Source organism: Burkholderia sp. WP9 (assembly GCF_900104795.1).
Classification (GTDB): Bacteria; Pseudomonadota; Gammaproteobacteria; order Burkholderiales; family Burkholderiaceae; genus Paraburkholderia.
Genome location: NZ_FNTG01000002.1, coordinates 2184132 through 2203772 on the forward strand (window position 1 = coordinate 2184132; position 19641 = coordinate 2203772).

Annotated in this window: 19 protein-coding genes; 9 read left to right on the top strand and 10 right to left on the bottom strand. The window is 61.3% G+C overall.

Going from position 1 to position 19641, the window contains the following annotated elements; translation table 11 throughout:
- Positions 1–28: 28 nt before the first annotated feature.
- The 3 genes from BLW71_RS30950 to BLW71_RS30960 all read left to right on the top strand — a co-directional run bounded on the left by BLW71_RS30950 (position 29) and on the right by BLW71_RS30960 (position 5260).
- Positions 29–781 carry a peptidylprolyl isomerase gene (locus tag BLW71_RS30950; RefSeq protein WP_091806203.1) on the top strand — a complete coding sequence of 251 codons (753 nt, stop codon included), beginning with the start codon at positions 29–31 and terminating at the stop codon, positions 779–781.
- Between the two features lie 67 nt (positions 782–848).
- A complete protein-coding gene (locus tag BLW71_RS30955) occupies positions 849–3905 on the top strand; it encodes a peptidase domain-containing ABC transporter (protein WP_091806206.1) in 3057 nt (1018 codons plus the stop codon).
- A complete protein-coding gene (locus tag BLW71_RS30960) occupies positions 3905–5260 on the top strand; it encodes a sigma-54 interaction domain-containing protein (protein ID WP_091806209.1) in 1356 nt (451 codons plus the stop codon). Before BLW71_RS30955 ends, BLW71_RS30960 begins: the two co-directional genes overlap by 1 nt.
- A gap of 34 nt (positions 5261–5294) precedes the next feature.
- Here the strand turns inward: BLW71_RS30960 and BLW71_RS30965 are convergent, their stop codons facing one another.
- Together BLW71_RS30965 and BLW71_RS30970 are read right to left on the bottom strand one after the other, a co-directional pair.
- On the bottom strand, positions 5295–6065 hold the full coding sequence (locus BLW71_RS30965; RefSeq protein ID WP_091806212.1) for a PP2C family protein-serine/threonine phosphatase: 771 nt from the start codon (positions 6063–6065) through the stop codon (positions 5295–5297).
- A gap of 5 nt (positions 6066–6070) precedes the next feature.
- Positions 6071–6358 (bottom strand): hypothetical protein, encoded by a 288-nt coding sequence (locus BLW71_RS30970; protein WP_091806216.1) that lies wholly within the window; start codon positions 6356–6358, stop codon positions 6071–6073.
- A 469-nt stretch (positions 6359–6827) separates the two neighbouring features.
- On the opposite strand from BLW71_RS30970, the gene BLW71_RS30975 reads away from it, so the two are divergent.
- Positions 6828–7331: a lecithin retinol acyltransferase family protein gene (locus tag BLW71_RS30975; RefSeq protein WP_091806218.1), complete on the top strand. Its 504-nt coding sequence runs from the start codon at positions 6828–6830 to the stop codon at positions 7329–7331.
- Positions 7332–7386: 55 nt separating this feature from the next.
- A complete protein-coding gene (locus BLW71_RS30980; protein WP_091806222.1) occupies positions 7387–7641 on the top strand; it encodes a hypothetical protein in 255 nt (84 codons plus the stop codon).
- A 4-nt stretch (positions 7642–7645) separates the two neighbouring features.
- On the opposite strand, the gene BLW71_RS30985 is transcribed toward BLW71_RS30980, so the two are convergent.
- A complete protein-coding gene (locus BLW71_RS30985; RefSeq protein ID WP_091806225.1) occupies positions 7646–8524 on the bottom strand; it encodes a LysR family transcriptional regulator in 879 nt (292 codons plus the stop codon).
- A gap of 100 nt (positions 8525–8624) precedes the next feature.
- Here BLW71_RS30985 and bla point away from each other — a divergent pair, with 100 nt between their 5' ends.
- Positions 8625–9560 (top strand): class A beta-lactamase, encoded by a 936-nt coding sequence (bla, locus tag BLW71_RS30990; protein ID WP_091806228.1) that lies wholly within the window; start codon positions 8625–8627, stop codon positions 9558–9560.
- A 79-nt stretch (positions 9561–9639) separates the two neighbouring features.
- Here the strand turns inward: bla and tehA are convergent, their stop codons facing one another.
- The 3 genes from tehA to BLW71_RS31005 form a co-directional block, all read right to left on the bottom strand.
- Entirely contained in the window at positions 9640–10662 is a 1023-nt protein-coding gene (tehA, locus tag BLW71_RS30995) for a dicarboxylate transporter/tellurite-resistance protein TehA (RefSeq protein ID WP_091806231.1), read from the bottom strand.
- 282 nt (positions 10663–10944) lie between these two features.
- Entirely contained in the window at positions 10945–11295 is a 351-nt protein-coding gene (locus BLW71_RS31000; protein WP_091806234.1) for a response regulator, read from the bottom strand.
- Between the two features lie 6 nt (positions 11296–11301).
- Positions 11302–12777, bottom strand: coding sequence for an ATPase domain-containing protein (locus tag BLW71_RS31005; protein WP_091806237.1), 1476 nt, complete (start codon positions 12775–12777; stop codon positions 11302–11304).
- 357 nt (positions 12778–13134) lie between these two features.
- On the opposite strand from BLW71_RS31005, the gene BLW71_RS31010 reads away from it, so the two are divergent.
- From BLW71_RS31010 to BLW71_RS31020, 3 genes are all read left to right on the top strand, one after another.
- Positions 13135–14181 carry a phytoene/squalene synthase family protein gene (locus tag BLW71_RS31010; protein WP_091809084.1) on the top strand — a complete coding sequence of 349 codons (1047 nt, stop codon included), beginning with the start codon at positions 13135–13137 and terminating at the stop codon, positions 14179–14181.
- 129 nt (positions 14182–14310) lie between these two features.
- A complete protein-coding gene (locus BLW71_RS31015) occupies positions 14311–15483 on the top strand; it encodes an acyltransferase family protein (RefSeq protein WP_091806240.1) in 1173 nt (390 codons plus the stop codon).
- Positions 15484–15577: 94 nt separating this feature from the next.
- Complete coding sequence (locus BLW71_RS31020) at positions 15578–15826, top strand: hypothetical protein (protein ID WP_091806243.1); 249 nt, start codon at positions 15578–15580, stop codon at positions 15824–15826.
- A 329-nt stretch (positions 15827–16155) separates the two neighbouring features.
- Here BLW71_RS31020 and BLW71_RS31025 read toward each other — a convergent pair whose 3' ends face one another.
- From BLW71_RS31025 to BLW71_RS31040, 4 genes are all read right to left on the bottom strand, one after another.
- Positions 16156–16473 (bottom strand): DUF4148 domain-containing protein, encoded by a 318-nt coding sequence (locus tag BLW71_RS31025; protein WP_091806246.1) that lies wholly within the window; start codon positions 16471–16473, stop codon positions 16156–16158.
- A gap of 208 nt (positions 16474–16681) precedes the next feature.
- Positions 16682–17371, bottom strand: coding sequence for a hypothetical protein (locus BLW71_RS31030; RefSeq protein ID WP_091806249.1), 690 nt, complete (start codon positions 17369–17371; stop codon positions 16682–16684).
- Complete coding sequence (locus tag BLW71_RS31035; protein WP_091806252.1) at positions 17371–17853, bottom strand: glycoside hydrolase family 108 protein; 483 nt, start codon at positions 17851–17853, stop codon at positions 17371–17373. Before BLW71_RS31035 ends, BLW71_RS31030 begins: the two co-directional genes overlap by 1 nt.
- A 100-nt stretch (positions 17854–17953) precedes the next feature.
- Entirely contained in the window at positions 17954–19387 is a 1434-nt protein-coding gene (locus tag BLW71_RS31040) for a tetratricopeptide repeat protein (RefSeq protein WP_091806255.1), read from the bottom strand.
- Positions 19388–19641: the final 254 nt, after the last annotated feature.

Consider the following 19641-nt stretch of genomic DNA (forward strand, 5'->3'; position numbering starts at 1 on the left):
TCACACGTCAATAAAAGGAGCGAATGAGATGACCGCGATAGTGCGTATCGATGACGAAGTCGTGGACGTGGCCGAGTTCATTCGTCTTCTGAAACTGACCGGCCAGTTCGAAAGCCTGATCGAGCAGATCGTGCGCGACAAGCTCACGGTTCACGCCGCGAAGAAGCAGGGCATCACCGTGAGCGCCGATGAAATCCAGCAGCGCGCCGATCAATTCCGCCGCGTGCGCGGCTTGCATCGCGCGACGGATATGAATCAGTACCTCGATGCGCTCAATGTCAGTCTCGACGAATTCGAGGCCTTCATTACCGACGGGCTGTACCAGGAGAAGATGCTCGACGAGATCGGCAACGACGCCGCGATCAAGGACTACTTCGCGCTGAATTCGCCGAAGTTCGACGCGATCGAAGTGAGCCATATCGTGCTCGACAGCGAGGGCAAGGCGAAGGAAATGATTTCGTATCTGCACGACGATCCCGACAGTTTCGCCGACATGGCGCGCGAGCACTCTATTGCTGATACGCGTGAGGCTGGCGGCGTGATCGGCAAGGTGCTGCGCGGCTCATTGAAGCCCGATATCGAAGCGAAGATTTTCAATGCGGCAGTGGGCGACCTGCTGGGGCCTTTTCCATCGGCGGATCGATCGTGCTTCGAGATTTTCGCCGTAACGGCCAAATATCCCGCAACGCTCGATGCCGATGTGGCTTCGGAAGTCCGGCGCCTGCTGCGCGAAAGCTGGCTGATTGCACGCGCTCAGGAGCACGTGATCGAAGCGCGCTAGCGCGTTCGTGCCCTGCACGCCGCATTGAAACAAAGCAACGACACGCCGATTCGAGGTCCGCAAGCACATGGATGCACCCCAGACCGCGCCTTCCACAGCCGAGTTTCTAACCTCGGTGGAAATTCTCTCGCCGTTTTCGCGCGACGAGATCGACCGTCTTGCCGAATATGCGCAAGCGCGCTTCTATTCATTCGGCGAAACGGTCTGCTCCGCGGGTGAGACGGCCGACGGACTTTACGTGGTTCGTTCAGGTTCCGTGCGGATCTTCACGGAGGAGCACGGCAAGGAAACCAGCATGGGCGTGCGCAAATCGGGCGAGATCTTCGCCGATATTGCGATGTTGCGCGCCTATGTGCATGAAGCGTCGGTGCGGGCGTCGGCGAAAACCGAGTTGCTGTTCATTCCGCGCGCCGCAATCGAGCCGGTGATCGCCGGCAATCAGGCCGCGCTGGCGTTCGTCGCCAGTTATGTGGCGATCAACTCAGCGGGCGGCTTCGTCGCGCAGTTGTTCGATCTGCGCGGCAAACTGAACAAGGCGGAACTCGAAGAATATGTACGCAGCGTGGGTGTGAAGCGGGTCGCGGCCGGCAAGGAAATTCTCAAGCAGGACGGGCGCGAGGACCGGCGGCTGTATGTGGTGCGCCAGGGTGAAGTGCGCATCGTCCGGCATGAGGAAGGCCACGACTACACGCTTGCCACGCTCGGCGAAGGCGAAATATTCGGCGAGAAAGCGTGCCTGATGCGTCAGGAGCAGATGGCTTCGGTTGTCGCGACAACCGACACGCGCCTGCTGGTGATTCCGGAGCGCACGGTTCACTTCATTCTCGAACGCAATCCGAAGCTGCGTGAAGTGCTCGACGAGCGGATTCGCTACGGGGACCGCGAGTTGCAGCGGCAAAAGCGGGTCGAACAGCGGCGCAAGCTGCCGCTCATGCTCGATCTGCAGACCAAGCCCGAGTTCGGCGAGAAAGTCATCAAACGCTTCGCGCTGGTCGAGCAGGCTGAAGAAATGGATTGCGGCGCGGCGTGCCTCGCGATGATATGCCGCCACTACAGCATTCCAATGACGCTCGGCAAATTGCGTGAGCTCGCCAATGTCACGACTCAGGGCGCCACGCTTGACAGTCTCGCCCGCGCGGGCGAATCGCTGGGTTTCACGGCGCGCGGTGTGCAATGCACATTCGATTCGTTGCGCGGCTTCGATCTACCGTTCATCGTGCATTGGGAGGGATACCACTACGTCGTGGTGTATGGACTCTCCAAAGAGTATGTGTGGGTCGCAGACCCGGCCGTCGGCTTCAAGAAGATGACCGTGGAAGATTTCGAGCGCGGGTGGAGCGGTACCTGTCTGCTGTTCACCGGCGGCCCGAATCTGCTGCAAATGTCCGCCGCGCGTTCGCCGTGGATACGCTTTGTCGGCTATCTCACGCCGTACAAAAAGATTCTCGGCCACCTGTTTCTCGCCACCTTTGTGATTCAGGTGTTGGGTGTGATTCCGCCGCTGATTATCCAGAACATTCTCGACGGCGTGATCGTGCATCAGAATGTCAGCCTGCTGCATCTGCTGATTGGCGGGTTGATCATCGCCAATGTCTTTTCGCAATTGATGTCGTCGATTCGCGCCTATCTCGCCAATTTCATGGTGCGCAACATGGACTTCGCGATGATGTCGCAGTTCTTCAAGCACACGCTGTCGCTGCCGTTTTCGTTTTTCGCCAAGCGCAAGACCGGCGACATTTTCGCGCGCTTCCAGGAGAACCAGACGATCCGCGCCTTCCTGACCGAATCCACCGTCACCACCGCGCTGAACCTGCTGATGGTGTTCATCTACTTCACGATTATGTTCGTCTACAACGTGAAGATGACGCTGGTGCTGATCGCGTTCGTCATTCCGATCATGGCGCTGACGGCGATCGCCACGCCGAAGATCAAGGGCTATGCGCGCGAAGTGTTCACCGCTTCGACTGAATCGAAGTCGTTTTTGATGGAAGCGCTCGCGGGCGTGGAGACGATCAAGGGCATGGGCATCGAGCGGCCAGTGCGCTTGCGCTGGGAGAAGAAGTACGCGAAGGCGCTTGAAGTGCAATATCGGGCGCATGCATTCAACATTCTCGTGGGACTCGGCAGTCAGTTGCTGAACGCCGCCACGACGATTGCCATTCTCTGGGTCGGCGCGAATCTCGTGCTGGCGCGTGAAATGACGATCGGTCAGTTGATCGCGTTCAACGCGTTCATGGGTAGCGTGCTCGGTCCGTTGATGGGACTGGTCGGCTTGTGGAGCATGCTCAACGACGCGGGCGTGGCGATGGAGCGCCTCGGCGACGTGCTCGATATCGAGCCCGAACAGAAACCGCAGGATTTACCCTCGCGTGTGATGCTGCCCGAACTTCAGGGCGAAATCAGCCTCAGCGGCGTCTATTTCCGCTACGGCGAAAACGACTCGGCCTACGTGCTCGAGAACATCAGCTTCGATATCAAGCCGGGCGAACTGGTGGCGATCGTAGGCCGCAGCGGTTCGGGCAAGACCACGCTCGCCAAGCTGCTGGTGGGCTTCTACACGCCGACCGAGGGCAAGATGACGATAGACGGCTACGATCTCGGCGTGGTCGATAAAGCCTATTACCGTGCGCAGATTGGCTACGTGATGCAGAGCAACCTGCTGTTCTCCGGCACGATCGCGGAAAATATCGCGAGCGGCGACGACGCGCCCGACCGGCGTCGCATCGAGGAAGTGGCGAAGATGGCCGACGCGCACGCATTCATCAGCAAGATGCCGCTCGGCTACGAGCAGATTGTCGGCGAGCGCGGAATCGGCTTGTCCGGCGGGCAGATCCAGCGGCTTTGCATTGCACGGGCGCTGTATCACGATCCGCGCCTGCTGGTGTTCGACGAAGCGACCTCGGCGCTGGATTCGCAGTCGGAGAGCAATATCCTCGGCAATATGCACGACATTCTGAAAGGCCGCACGGCGGTGATCATCGCGCATCGGCTCAGCACGATCATGCGCGCGGACAAGATTCTCGTGCTGTACGAAGGAGCGATTGTCGAACAGGGCCGTCACGATGAGCTGATCCAGCGCGGCGGCATGTATTACCAACTGGTCCAGAAACAGTTGAGCGCATGATGATGAAAATACTCGACCAGATTGAAGAGGCTAGCCCCGCGATTTCGTACGCGGGCCTGATCGAGCGGATCGAGATCTTGCGCTCGACGTTGCGCTGGTCGTCGCGGCTGGAGCGCGCGGACATCGACAAACTGCTTCGGCAAGCCACCTCGCTGCGCGACGAGGTGATGCAACTCTCGCACAAGGAGCGCTTCGTGCAAGCGGCGGTAGCCGCCGAACCGCAGGAGCGCGTCGATCAATCACGAGGCGCGCGGCGCAAGGCGCTGCTCGAACGCAGCTTCATTTTCGAAGGGACGTTCGGCGACAATCCGCGTTTGCTCGAATCGCTCGAAATCGCCGAGAAAGCGGCGCCGACCGATTTGCCCGTGCTGATCGACGGCGAAAGCGGCACCGGCAAGGAATTGATGGCGAAGGTGATTCACGCCAACGGTTCGCGTGCCGACAAGCCCTTTATTTCCGTGAATTGCGGCGCGATTCCCGACAATTTGCTGGAGTCGGAATTGTTCGGGCATCGCAAGGGGGCATTCACGGGGGCTTCGAATGACCGCAAGGGTAAATTCGAAAGCGCCCATACCGGTACGATTTTTCTCGACGAGATCGGCGAATTGCCGCTCGCCGGGCAGGTGAAGCTGCTGCGCGTGCTGGAAGCGCACGAGATTCAGCGCGTCGGGTCCGATGAAACGATCGCGGTGGATACGCGCATTGTCGCGGCGACCAATCGCAATCTGCGGCAACTCAGTGAAGAGGGCAAGTTCCGCGAAGACCTCTTTTACCGGCTGAGCGTGATTCACGTCACGCTGCCGCCGCTGCGTGAGCGCCGCGATGAAATTCCTTTGCTGATCGCGTGGTTCGGCGATGAAGCCGCGGGTACGCTCAAGCGCAGGCCCGTGCGAATGACGCCGCGTCTGCGCGACTTTCTGCTGAACTATGCGTATCCGGGCAATATCCGCGAACTGCGCAACGTGATGTATCGCGTATCGTGTCTGGCCGGCGATATGGCCGATATCGATCACTTGCCGCAGGACATGCGGCCCGCGGCGCCCGGATCCGCGGCGTCGTTCAACGCGGCGACCACGACAGGGCAGGAACCGATCAGCGTGACGAACCTGATGTCGCTGAGCGACGCAAAGCGTGCAGCCAGCGACGACGCCGAAAAAGCCTTTCTCGAGCGCGGCCTTCGCGAAGTGAGCGGCACGGTCGCGGAACTGGCCCGCCGTATCGACATGAACCGTTCGCATCTGCAGATGCTGTTGAAGAAGCACGGCCTGCATTCAAAGGACTTCCGCAATCGCAATGTGCCGGCCGCTACCCGGAACGGCGCGGACGAGCGCGACGACGAAAGCGAAGAGACTTGAGTCCGCAGCATTAATCGCTGTCAGTGCAACGGGCTCAAGGGGATGGGTTCAGCAAGGTTTTGTCGGATGCGTTCGGGTCTTCTGCGCGCACGACCACGGCGGTGATGTTGTCGCGGCCGCCGCGCGCGAGAGCCAGCTCGACGAGTTCTTCAGAGGCGTTTGCGTTCGCGGCCTTGCTGAGCACCGCGAGCATGTCTTCTTCGCCGACCTCGTTGCTCAGGCCGTCGCTGCAGAGCAGGAAGACGTCGCCGTCCATCACTTCGATGGCGTCGTCGTCGAGTTCGAGTACGTCTGTCGCGCCAACGGCTCGCGTGATCATATGCTGCGCCGGATGGTGCCGCGCCTCTTCCTCGGTGATCACGCCGAGCGACTTGAGCGCTTCAACCTGACTGTGATCGCGGGTGAGTTGCCGCAAGCTGCCTTCGCGCAGCAGATACAGGCGACTGTCGCCGGCCCACACATAGCCGCAGAAGCGGTCACAGGCAAGCAATGCGACGACTGTACTGCCGATACGCTGCACCTGGCGGCGCGCGGCTTCTTCCCTCAATTGACGATTGGCGCTTTGCAGGCGCGAGCGCGCGTCGGCGACGAAGGCCTTCATGCTGACCGGCGAGGTCAGCCGGGCGAGCGCGTCGATCACCAGACGGCTCGCCAGATCGCCGACCGCGTGCCCGCCCATGCCGTCGGCAACGGCCCAGCGCCCGAGGTCGGACTGGTCCAGGCAGGCATCTTCGTTGATTTCGCGGACGCGTCCGGGATCGGAACGCGCTGACGACGTCCAGCGAAATTGGCTCGCACAGGTCACAACGTTTACACCGTATCGTTTCTGCTGCGTGCGTCGGGAGAGACACTGATGTTCGAGTTCGCGCCGGTGTTGCGGACGTCGACCGACTGGAACGTGTTGATCATCTGGTTAGCATAGAAGTTGTTGGTCACGTCGTACAGGTTCACGACGGGACCGATGCTGGGCGTGCTGCGTACGTAAGGCTGAATCCAGCCATACACCCACGGTGCGCCGCCGCCGCCGCGAATCGCTGTCATCGCCTTACGGTCTAGCGCGAGATTCAGCGAGAGGTCGTTCACAGTAATAGAAGACATGTCGTTCTCCGGTTGGCCGCGTGTAACGCGCGCGGTGACGCGCGGTTTTTAATGAATCTGGGCGTTAGAATGCAAGTGCCATGCCAATTCGCCGGCCTTTTTCGTGGTTTGTCGTCATGCCTTGATGGCCGGGCGATTGCGTGCCCTGGCGCACATACCGGATGAGCGCATGCGGATTCATCGGTCGGCTGGAAGCCAACAAGCGCGAACGCTAACCGGTGTCGGACCCAACAGATTCTTGCGTCCCTATGCCCCCGCTATCGGACCGGCTTGCGTCTCGTGCGGCAACCGTAAATGAGCGTCGTACGCCAACAGTTCGCCGAAAATTCTGTCGGTTCACATCGCACACTCGTCGCATCCGAAACGCTGCAATTTCTCGCGAAGCCCTTTAAATAAAGGCTTTTGCGCGCATGGCCTGGATGATGCAAATAACCTCGCAACAGTGTTGGAAATCGAAGCGAGGCCAGCCATGAACACGAACCCTCTTCAGACGAGCAGCGACAGCAGCGAAGACCGCCGCGACGCCGCGTCCACCATCGACCTGCCGATCGGCGCGCATCTCGTCACGCAACGTCGCGGTTACGAACACCACGGCATTTATGTGGGCAATGGCCGCGTGGTTCATTACGCGGGCTTTGCGAGTTCAGCGCATCGCGGCCCGGTTGAGGAAGTGGAACTGGAACGCTTCGTTGCCGGCCACCCGCTGTCGATCCGCTCGACTCCGTCGGCCCGCTACGTCGGCGACGAAGCCGTGCGCCGCGCTCGCTCCCGTCTCGGTGAAAACCACTATCGCCTGCTGACGAACAACTGCGAGCACTTCTGCTCATGGTGCCTGCTCGGCGAAAGCCGTAGCGAACAGGTGCATTGCTGCCTGCGCCATCCGCGTACCGGCATGCATGCGCTGGTGTGCCTCGTGAAGGCTTTCGTGGAAGCCAGCGCGAAGGGCGCTCAAGGTTCCGTGCAGTTGGCGTGAGCCGGCCACATCCCGTTTCAGTGATTCAAACATTCAAGCATTCAAGGAGAACATCATGGCTGCCGCGGAAAAGACCTTGCATTGGGCTGTGGACAAATGGCTCGCCCCGACCCCGTCGATGCCCGCACGCGTCGTGCAGTTTTGCCACCGTGCGTCGCAACATCAGCGCTATGTCTGCGTGGAAGCCTTGCGGCCAGGCGGCCTGCTGTCGATCTTCTTCTTCCGTCATGACGACGGCTCGTGGAATGTGTTCCCGCCGCAAGCCGAACGGCCCGCAATGAACGGCCATCGCCGCACGGCGCTCTGCTAACTGGCTAGTTGCGCGCCTGCGCGGCCGCTTCCTTGATGATCCACTGATTGAACAGCAGCATCGCCGGTGTCATGGGTTTGCCCTTCAACCATGTCAGCCAGTAACTGCCGGCGTGAACCTCCACCTCGAACGGGCGTACCAGCCGGCCTGTGTTGATCTCGTGATCGAACATCAACGCGGGCGCGAGCGCGATACCCGCGCCCTGCATCGCCGCTTCCACCATCAGCCGCGACGAATCGAACACCGGACCGCGAATCGGTCGCGGCGGAATACCGGCGGCCGCGAACCAGCTCATCCAGTCGTCGGCGCGATAGGAGCGCAGCAAGGTCTCGTTGGCGAGGTCGTCCGGCTTCGACAGCCGCGCGGCGATCTCCGGCGTGCACAGCAGCGCGAGCGGCGCGTCGAGCAGCCGCGTCGCGAGCGAACCGGGCCACGTGCCGTCACCGAAGCGGATCGCGAAGTCGAGACCTTCGGTGGCGAGGTCGACCAGGTTGTTGTTTGTCAGCAGCCGCAGTTCGACGAACGGATGTGCGTCGCGAAACGACTTAAGGCGCGGCATCAGCCAGCCCACTGCGAATGTGCCCACCACGCCGAGTGTCAGCACCTCGTGAAAGTGGCCGCCTTCGAATTGCTTGAGTACGGCTTCGATTCGATCGAATGCGTCGGTCAGCACCGGACGCAGCGCGAGGCCCTCGTCGGTCATGGCAAGGCCGCGCGGCAGGCGCTTGAAGAGCGCAGTTCCCAGCCGCTCTTCCAGGGTTCGAACCTGCTGGCTGACGGCGGCCTGGGTGACGTTCAGTTCGAGCGCCGCGCGCGTGAAGCTCAAGTGCCGCGCGGACGATTCGAAAGCGCGCAGCGCGTTCAATGGCAGGTACGGTCTCATGGCGAAGGCATAAGATTTTCTTGTGAGTTGGCTAACTTATCATCGTTTGTCAGCGGCGGGCGGAAAACCGATAGTTGCGGCTTCACACAAAGGAGCGGCGATGATCACGAGACGGAAGTTCGCGGGCGCGATGCTGGGTGTTTCGATAGCTGGGGTTGCGGTTGGGAGTGCCGGCGCGTTCGGCAAGGCGGTTAACACGGGGGCCACCGCGCAGGGGCGCGAGTTGGCCCGGGCGGATGCGATCCGTCGGCGGCTTGCCGAAATCGAGGCGGCGAGCGGTGGACGCCTGGGGGTGTCGATCGTCGATACGACGTCGGGCTTGCACGCGGGTCTGCGGACCGACGAGCGCTTCCCGATGTGCAGCACCTTCAAGGTCCTGGCGGCGGGCGCCGTGCTGGCGCGCACGGACCGCGGCGCGGAAGATCTTCAGCGGCGCGTGGTGTTCTCACATAGCGACGTGGTACCGAATTCGCCCGCCACGAGCAAACACACGCGCGAGCTGACCGGCAACGCGGGCATGAGCATCGCCGAGTTGTGCAAGGCGGCGATCACGCTGAGCGACAACACGGCGGCCAATCTGTTGCTGGCGACTTTCGGCGGACCGGCAGGGTTGACCGCATTCGCGCGCGGGCTGGGCGACGGCATCACGCGTCTGGATCGTAACGAGCCGACGCTGAACGAAGCCATTCCCGGCGATCCGCGCGATACCACCACGCCTAACGCCATGCTCGGCAATCTGCGCGAGCTTCTGCTTGGAGAGCATTTGTCGTCGTCGTCGCGGGCACAACTGTTGGCGTGGCTCGCCGCCAACGAAACCGGCGGAGCGCGGCTTCGCGCCAGGTTGCCGAAGGAGTGGGGCGTGGGCGACAAGACCGGCACTGGCGATCACGGCAGCGCCAATGACATCGCGATTCTGTGGCCGCCCGGCCGCGGTCCGGTATTGGTGACCGTGTACCTGACTGAAACGGATGGCAGCGCGGCGCGCAGCAATGCGGCGATTGCGGATGTGGGCGCGCTGGTGGCGGCGTCCATCTGAGCGCGGCGCGCAGCGGGTCGCGCTGGCAACCTGGGCCGCGCGAAAGTGCGGCGCGCCTCGCTGAATCCGTAGCGGCAGTCTAGCCGGCTTGTGCGATTCGTGAAGCGGCCGGTGCGTCCGATGCGGACTGGGAGCTAGACGCAGGGGCCGCGGCCGCGGGAATCAGCTTGCCATGCACCAGCAGACCCAGCGTCTTCACCACCAGGATCCCGATGATCAGATTCGCCGCGATGAACAGAAGCGGTGCGGCCCATTCGAGCGGACCCGTCGCGCCGCGTTCGACCATCCGAAGGGCCATGGTCGGCAGGGCGGCGACGCCGAAGCTGAAGGCCCAGTAACCCGGCATGAAGGCCTGTTGGCGAATCCACGGCAGCAGGCGCAACAGCAGCAGCGCCTGGTACAGGCCATAGCCGAGCAGCACCAGGGCAAACAGGTCAGGCGTGCCGCTGCTCAGGCTCAGATAGGTCACGCCACCCACCACCGGCGGCGCGAGTTGCACGCCGAGCAGCGGGCGCAATGCTTCGGGCAGTGGTTCGTGCACGGCGGCGCGGTGCAGGATCAGCGATTCGATCGCAAGCCACGACAGCACACCCGCGCCGAAGAGAAGCCCGCCCAACTGATGGAACCCGAACGCGGCCGCAGTCGTGCCGGCAACGAAGCTCGGCGCAACCGTCGGCAGGTAAATGGCGGGCGTTACCAGTTCAGGCTTGCGCCCGCCCTGCCAGAGCCGTCCATGCAAATACACGCCGAGCGCAAGTTGTGCAACCGCGGCTACGCCGAACAGCGCGAGCGCCAGCGTATGCGCGTACGGCTCTATAAGTTGCGCGGCGAGCAGGCTCGAAACCGGACCGAGCGCCGCAAACGACGATTGCACAGGATGCTGCATTTCCGCGCGCGCTTCGGCGCCATGCGTCAACCATTTTTGGCCGTAGGCGGCCAGAATGACGATCCACACGACGAGCGCGGCCACCGTCATCAAGCCGCCTATCGCGGCCGGCAGGTGCCAGAGCCTGATCGCCACGCGCCACAAATTGGCAAACGCCAGTGCGCCCACCGCGATCCCGAAGAAAGCAACTGGAATCCTCCCGCGATTGCTGCTCATCACCGATCCTCCGAAAGTTGCGTCGCGCGCCAGTGTTCCGGTATCGCGCGATCGATGACGTACTGTAAAAGGCGGCGGCAAAACGCAGAACGCTGGGCGCGCTCAACAAATGGCGCGATCGTCTCAAGATGCCGGGAGTGGCATGGGCTGGGAGCTGTTGGCCGCGTTGCGCGTGGTTTCGCTGGCGTTCCGGATGCCAGCGCGCAGCGCTGAAGGCGGGTTGCGGCCGGGCGCTTTCGTGTTTCGCGCGTCGGCCCGCCGAATCAGCGGCCTGACGTTGCTTTATGCGGCCATGCGCTGAAGCATCGCGAGCAATGCGTCGAATGACAGCGGCTTGCGGGCGTATGCAATGGTGGGATTCGGCTGCGTGGGGATATCCGCGGCCGCGCTGCACAAAATGATCGGAATGGCGCGCAGATCGGGATCGGCGTTGAGCGCCGCGCACAACTGCAGTCCCGACATGACCGGCATCATGCAGTCCGAGACGATGATGTCCGGACGGGTCTTGCGTATCTGTTCGAGCGCGGCGGCCCCGTTCGACGCGACCAGCACCGTGTAGCCGTGCCGCTCCAGAAGCAGCCGCCACACTGTGAGGATGTCGAACTCGTCGTCCACGACCAGAATGGTTTTCATGGGCGGCTACGTATTTCGCCGTGGCGGCAGCATGGCCGACAGGCCCGTCGCCGGATACACGTTGGCGGGGTTCGCCAGTTTTTCGATCACGTCGAGGCCCTGAGCCGAAATCACGAGTTCTCGCAAGGAGGTGTCGTGAGCACTCTCACGTTGCTTGACCACGGAAATCATGCGCCGTAGGCCCGTTTCCGTTTCGGCGTAACGCAGCAGCAAGAGGTTTTCGGTCAGCGCCGACATCCGCACGCTCTTCGCATGGCCGGGGTCGGCATAAAGCGGCAGTTCTTCAGTCAGCAGCGTGGTGACACAGGCTTCGCGAAGCTGGTGCAGCAGCGCATTCAGGAACAGGCCAAAACGCTCGGTGCGCAACGCGGAATCGCGGAACCCCTCCACCCCGTCAATCACGATGCGCGACGCGCCGATCTTCTTGACCGTGGCGAGCGCGGTGGCCGCGAGCTCGTCGACAGCCAGCTCAACGGCCGGTTGCCACTGGATGACGAGCCGGCCGTCTTCGTGAGCCTCGGTGAGCCCGATCGATACGGCCTCGGCTTTACCGATCAGCCGCTGCGGACCTTCGTAAAAGCCAAGATAGACGCAGCGTTCGCCGCGCGCGACGCCGGCCGCAAGAAACTGCAGGCACAGCAGCGTCTTGCCGACGCCCGACGGCCCGATCAGCGTAGTCGTGGAGCCTTGCGCAAAGCCGCCGCCCAGCAGGCTGTCGAGATGCGGCAGGCCAAAGCCGAGGCGCGCTTTCAGATCCACCGGACCCGGCGGTACGGCACATTGCGCTTCGAGACGCGGGAACATCAGGAGCCCGCTTTCGGCAATGCGGAAGAAATGCTTGCCCATTAAATGATTGCGAGCGCGCATCTTGTGGACTTCGATTTCGCGCGCGCGGCGCATGCCGTCGTTGTACCGGTTCAGTTCGATCAGACCGTCGACCAGCGTATGTTCCGGATGCGGTTCGTTACCCGAGAGCGGCGCGAGCAGCAAGGTCGTGCAATCCATGGCCGCGACCAGCGCGTTCAACTCATGGATGAATTTCGACAGCGACAACTCGGTTTCGCTGAATTCGCGCGCGCTGCGAAAGCCGTCGATGATCATGAGGCTCGGGCGGTAATCGTAAATGCTCGAGGCGATCAGTTTGAGGAAGCCGTCGAGACCGTCCTGCATCAGTTCGTGATAGCCGGAGACGAACAGCATCTGCTGTGCGACCGCTTTTTCGTCGAAGAAGCTCAGACCCTTGAGATGCCCCAAAAGCTTGTCGTGGGATTCGGCGATCAAGGTCATGTACAGCACCTTCTCGCCCTGGCTTACACGATGAAAACCAATCTGGCTCGACAGAATCGTCTTGCCGGCGCCGGCCATGCCTTCCAGCAGGTAGACGCCGCCGCGGACCAGACCTCCGCCCAGGATCTCGTCGAGACCGGGGACGCCAGTTTCCACGTTGGGTCGGGAAGACGTCGGAGATTCGTGGATAGTCATTGTCGAAGTGTCATTCAAGGTGCGCAGAAGCGACGGCCCGCACTCGAACCGTCTGTTACTCAAACTACGTTCGCCAGCAATTTGCGTTCCCGCTGTCGCACGGCAACGCTCTCGCGTGGGCGCGGATGCGGGGGATTCTATCTGGTGGCGGCCCGGTTGGCGAACCGCCACTCGGGGCGGCGCGTAAGGGACGCGCGGCCAATGGGCGCGAATGGGCCGATCCGATGGCCACCATATAGGCAAGCTTTTCAATCGATGCAATGGCAACAGGAAGAAGAGTGGCAGCGCCGCGCCGTATACAATTCGGCAGCGCCAGATTTCTGCCCGCTTTTCGCTAATCCTGACCTGATCCCGTCCATGCCGAATTCGACCCGGGCCTTCCTTCTCGGCCCGCTCCTGAAAGGCGTTTCACGCTCCTTTTATCTCACGCTGCGCGTGCTGCCCGCCGGGATGCGCGATCCGATCGGACTTGCCTACCTGCTGGCGCGCGCGGCCGACACGATCGCGGACACTTCGCTGATCTCTCCGGAACAACGCCTCGCCTTGCTGCTGTCGCTGCGCGATCAGGTGAACGGCGCGGCGGACGACGGTGCGCTGTTCCAGCGCATGGCGGCCGAAGTGGCCGGGCAGCAGGTCCAGTCGGATGAGAAGGTGCTGCTCGAATCGCTCGGTCCGGCGCTCGACGTGTTGTTGCAACTGAGCGAATTCGATCGCAAGGCCGTTCGCGAGATCGTTTCGACGCTGACCGAGGGCATGGAGTTCGACCTTCGCACCTTCCCGGACGAACGTTCCGGCCAGATCGCGGCGCTGCGAGAATACGAAGAACTCGACCGCTACACGTACCTGGTGGCGGGTTGCGTTGGCGAATTCTGGACCACGATGACTTACGCGCACATGCCCGGCACGCTGAAAGAGCAGCCCGAAACCATGGCGCGGCGCGGCGTGCGTTTCGGCAAGGCGCTGCAGATGACCAACGTGCTGCGTGACTGTGGCAAGGATTTGCGAATTGGCCGCTGCTACCTTCCGCAGACTATGCTCGACCGATATGGTCTAAGCGCGCAAGACCTGCTGCTGCCGGCCAATTCCGTGCGGGCCCGCCCGCTGATGATCGAACTGCTGCGCAAGACACTCGATCATTTCCGCGAAGCGCTCGACTATACGCTGGCAATTCCGGCGTTTGCGGTACGCCTGCGTCTCGCGAGCCTCTGGCCGATTCTGATCGGTCTGGAGACGCTCATCCTTCTCGTGGACAACAATGCCTGGCTCGATCCGCAGAAAGTCTCCAAAGTCAGGCGCAACAAGGTGTATCAGATCATCGCTTCGTCCCTGTTGCTGGTGCCTTCGAATGGGCTGGTGCGCCACGCTGTCGAACGGCGGATCAGCCAGATCGAAGCGCGTTTCTGAATGTTGTGAGCCGTTTGCTGTTTCGGTAGGGCGCCGCCCCATCTCCCATGCAATGTGGGGGAGCGTACCGAATAAAAGCAGGGTGGGCCGTAGTTTGACGGACAACTCCTCTGTCCGATTCAGATTTACATGGCGCTTACCGGCAAACAACATTGCGACACGCTGGACCTGATCCGCGCATTAGCGGCGGGCGCGGTGTGCGTTAGCCATCTGCGCAATCTCATGTTTGTCGATTACCGAGCGAGCGCCGGAATCGGGCTGGCGGGCAAGCTGTTTTATTTCATCAGCAACTACGGCCACACCGCGGTGATCGTGTTCTTCCTGCTGAGCGGATACTTCGTGGGCGGTTCAGTGTTGCGCCAGGTCGAGGCTGGAACATGGAACTGGCAGCGTTATCTGACCGAACGCATGTCGCGGCTGTGGATCGTGCTGATTCCCGCATTGCTGCTGACCATGTTCTGGGACCGCATGGGTATCGCGCTGGCAGGCGGGCCTTTCTATCTTGGCACCGAAGGTACGTTCGATCAGCAGATCAACGTCGCGTCGCATCTTGGAGGCGCGACGCTGGCATGCAACCTCGTGTTCCTGCAGACCCTCGCGTGCGGCACTTATGGTTCAAACGGACCGCTGTGGAGCCTCGCCAACGAGTTCTGGTATTACCTCTGGTTTCCCGCGTGCGTCGTGCTATTGCGTCGGCGGCGAGGCTTTGTGGCCTTCGGCGCGGCTGCATTCGCACTCGCCACGATGATTGCGTTTCCGTCGCTTCTGAACGGGTTCGGACTATGGCTGCTCGGCGTCGTCCTGGTGGTGCTGGAGAAACGCTTTCCGTCGCGCGGCGCGCGTACGGGCTTGCCCTGGTTCACGCTCGCCAGCGGAGCGGCGTTCATCACCGCGCTGGTGTGTTCGCGTTTGTTCCTGTGGAGCAACGACTGGATCGTCGGCGTACCGTGTTTCCTGTTTCTGCGCTGCATTCTCTGGGAAAACGTTCGACTGCGTCCGGCGCTTGTGTCGCGTGTCGCGGTACGCTTTTCCGCGTTCTCCTATTCGCTGTATCTGACGCATTTCTCTTTCATTCTATTCGTCGCCGCAGTCGGATTCGGGCAGCGTATCCAGTTCGATGCCCGCGGCGCGCTGGTGCTCCTGATCATGCTTGTTGCGTGTTACCTGTATGCGTACGCGGTCTATATGCTGTTCGAGCAGAATACAAAACGTGTGCAGAAGAGCATTCAGAAGTTTCGCTTTCTGCGCGTCACGCCGGATCCAGTCACCTCGCATAACGGTTCGCGCGGAAGCATTACCTGATTTAATCTGCATCATGAAATAGCGTTCGATCGGGAAACCCCTAGGACCACGCATCCAAGGTTCGCGTTAGTCTGCTCAAAAGAGGAGGCGAACCATGAGACAGGCGTTCAATATTGCCGTGGTGCTGCTGCTTGGCTATCTGATGGCGGATAGGGCGCTGATGCGCGCGCAAGCGGGAGAGATGGGGACGATAACGTGCCACCAGGGCGCTGAGCTGGTCAAATCGAACGCGCTGAAAAAAGGCTTTGGAGACATGGGCGCCAGCAGCCAGGGCGAGAATTTTCTATCCAGCTGTCTCGTCACCGGGCGCGGTCAGGTGGGCGATCTGGTGGCGCGCGACTGACGCGATTGGCTCGCCCAATATATGAAACCGCGCCATAACCGAATTTTGCCAGGGTTGTGGCGCCGCCAAACCGGTTGCCAGTAAAAAGCGCCCGGACCGCGAAGGTCCAGGCGGAAGCCATCGGGAGCCCGATGACGGAGGTAAGGAATACACAACTGGCCCGCGATCGGGAAGACTCGGTCGCGGGCCAGTTCATTTGAATCAGTGCGCGCATTGTGTCCGCGCGCTGAGCGCCCCGGCTACGCGCAAGCCGTGGTGCCTGCGTGCGTCGGACCGCTGAACAGCGGGTTAAGGCTGGGTTCCTGCCTGATTACCGCTTGGGCCCCGGCTTAGTTGCCGAAGTAGACCGACCTCGGGCCGTTCGCGAGCGCCGGGCGGCCGGATTGCGACGCGCCACTCACCACACCGCCAAAACCACTTTGTGCTGCCTGCGCCGTGCCATTCTGAGCGTCGACGCGAGCTTGCGCGGCCTGAATGTCAGCCGGGTAGTGCGGGTCGTCGCGGCCCGGGTGATAGCCTGCTTTCTCGAGTTGAATCAATTCCGCACGCACTTGAGCGCGGGTCGCGGGCTGGTTGGACTGCGCAAACGAAGCGACAGGAGCGGCCAGTACAGTGGCGATAACAACAGCTTGAATGAGCGATTTCATGATCAACTACCTCCAGTTCGGTTTTTTGTCTTGCTACGAGCGTTCTCGTTCGTAGTCAGTGATTGCATTCTAGATTTGCGATCTGGAGAGAGTAATCCCCGTTTCAGGTAATGTTTGTTGCTGAAACTGAGACAAACTGCCGTCAACGGACGATGCGCATGGAGAGTTGTTCCCTCGTCGCTGCATCGTCCGGACGTCGAAGCGCGAGTCAACTGCCCGAATAGATCGGACCTTGTCCACCCGGCGCGAACGGCTGAAATATCTCGCCATGCGAAGGAGCGGGCGCCGCTTGTGAACGCGCCGCGGAAGTGGCGGGCTCGCGTAGCGTGACGGCGCTGTCCGGCGTAATGGGAACGCTGGGCTTGGCGAGTAACTCGGTCTTTCGCATCGATCCTACCGAGGTGCCGAAGTAGTAGCCGATGATGCTGATCCACGCCGTTCCCAATGCGCCGACAATCACGTTGACGAGATCCTTGTTCGGCCCCGGCAGCGGCTGGAACGCCATGAGCAACAGAATGCCGAAAAAGCCTGCCGTCACCGCCATGGCGAGCACCTTGGGCACCCAGTCCTTATTGCTGATACCCATTGCACGCGCGTCGGCCCGATCGGCGGCCTGAATGCGCGCCATGTCGCTTTCGTGCGCGAGGCCTGCCTGTGCGGCAGTGACCATCAGTTGTTGCAACTGCAACGAGTTCGCGCTCTCCGCCTGCCGGATCTTCTCCATTGCGCCGGGATCGTTCAGCGCGGGTTCCACGAAGGTGGGATCGCTGGGCGTTCCGAGTGCATGTGAAATGATCGAAGCGGCGGCGGTGACACCGAGGCCGACCGGACCACCCACGAGCCCTGCGAGAAGCGGGGCGGTGCTGCCAATGTTCGATGCTACTTTTGACCAGTCCATCATGCTGCTCCAAGGAGAAGGTTAGCGGCCATTCTTTCTGTCCATCCACGGCTGAAATTCGGCCATGCATGCAGGTTCCGCAGGTAACGCAAGCGATAGGCGGCAAAGCGCATGACAAACTTCAGCGGGTCCGCGCTTTTGACCGCGTCCAGGGTGTCCGGGCCGAACTTGCCGTCTTCTTGCGCGCCGGACGCCTTTTGCATCCACAACACCACCAGTCCGCCGTTGTAGTTGGCGTCGAATATCTGGAACGCCACTCGCGAGTCGAGTTCATCGAGGTGCAAGGGATCCCAGTACCGTTGTTTCGCGATCTGTTTAGCGGTGTCCAGCGGCAGATCTTTCATGGCGCCGGTATAGCCCTGGCTGCGCGCCACGCGTGCTGTTACGCCCCACATCGTTTCTCCGCCAGGATCATGCGGATTGAAGGAGTACCCGCCTTCATTTCCGATCAGAGCCTTGAACGCTTCATCGAAGTTGTCCATCGATCATCTCCTCTTCCACTGTGTGTATGACTGCAACGGTAAAAGTGTGTCTGGGCCGAGCCGCTTGCGTGGCGGTCCATCCGGTACTACAGGGCGCCTGTTAAGCGGTTTGAAACGGAAGTGCTGCGGGGGGATGGGAAACCGGTCTGACTTGACTATCGGGTTTCGTCATGTCGCGGCGATCGCCTTCCTGAACCGCTTTGGCGACGCGCGCCAGACGACTCTCCCGCGCCGACAGACTCCCTGCGTCGAGTTGCAACGCTTGCGCATATTTGCGCGAGGCGCCGAGCAGATCGCCTTCGCGATCCAGTGCGCGGCCCCATTCCGCGTATGAAGGTGCCAGATCCGGGCGCAGTGCGACCGCGCGGGAGAGCTTTTCGATCGCTTCGTCATATCGGCCGACAGTGACGAGCGCTTCGCCCCAATCGTGCAGGTTGTCGACGGAATCCGGCTTCATGCGGTCCGCCTGCTTGAATGCGTCGAGTGCTTCGGAGTGACGATTCGCATGCAGCAGCACGTCGCCGAGAAGACGCAAATTCTCGGCCGTCTTCGACTTCTCGCTCGCGCCGGCTCGCAATGCTTCGAGTGCGTCGTCGATGCGATGCTGCTGTTCGAGTGCAATGCCCAGGCTCGCACGCAGCACCGCCGAATGTGTGTAGACGGTTAGCGCTTCGCGGGTCTGCTGTTCGGCTTCTTTGGAGAGTCCCTGATTGGCGAGCAGCCACGCTTTGCCGGCGAGCGCCCATTCGCCTTGTTCGGAGGCGGGCAGTGCCAGAACTTCGTCATAGATCGAGACGATCTCGCCATAATCACATTGCGCGAGCGAGCATCGGGTTCTCTGCACTTGCGAATAGAGGTGACTGGCGAGAATATTCGGCTCGGCCAGACGCATGGCTTTGACAGCGATGTCGTGCACGAACTTTTCCAGATCGCGTCCTTCGAAAGGCACCGTGCTTTCACGGGAATTGAAGGGGCCACCTTCAATCTGCACATGGGCGATGTAGGAATCCGCGCTGTCGTTCACCTTGGTGATGCCGACGTGAACGACAACGTCCGTGCGCTTGATGATGCCTTTAATGAAACGCACCGTCGTCGCATATGACATTTCCTGACCGGGGATTTGAATGTCCGGTTGCGCGTCGTTATCGGTCATGGTGTCGTGGGGAATCGATTCGGCGTCCTGGCCGATCGCTCTCATCGAAGACATGATGCGTTCCGCCAGGAAGTTCGACGAATAGCCGCGTTCCACGAGCGACTGCGGCGTTTCAACCGGCGGCACCAGCAATTGCCGCGTCAGTACGCCACGTACGACGAGACAGAAGAAGCCGATGGTGAGCACCGCGAAGACCCACGGCAAAACATAGGGCCACAATTGCTTCGGGCCGCGCCCGATGAAACCGGCGGTCCGTAATCCGAACGGCACGAATCCGCTGGCAAGGTGATGAGTTCGAGTGCGATGCTTCGAACCACTCTCCGCGGAAAGAGACCGGCTCCGCCAATTCACTGGACGACGCTGACTTTGCACACTCGACATGACGCACCTCGATTCAACCGATGTTGGTAAGTGCACGACTGGGTGTCGACTCTTATGCATCGACCGTGCCATAGCGCACGGTGTCTTGTACGGCGGGCGTGTACGGGATGACGGCCGTTGTGAACGGCGCAAATGTGTTGTGCGTGGACCGACGAATGCCGATCGCGAGTTTGTTGCAGTGAGACAGGCGGTGTGAAATGGCGAAGCACGCGGCCAACTGTCTACGAATAATGGCTACTTCGATTAGACGCCGC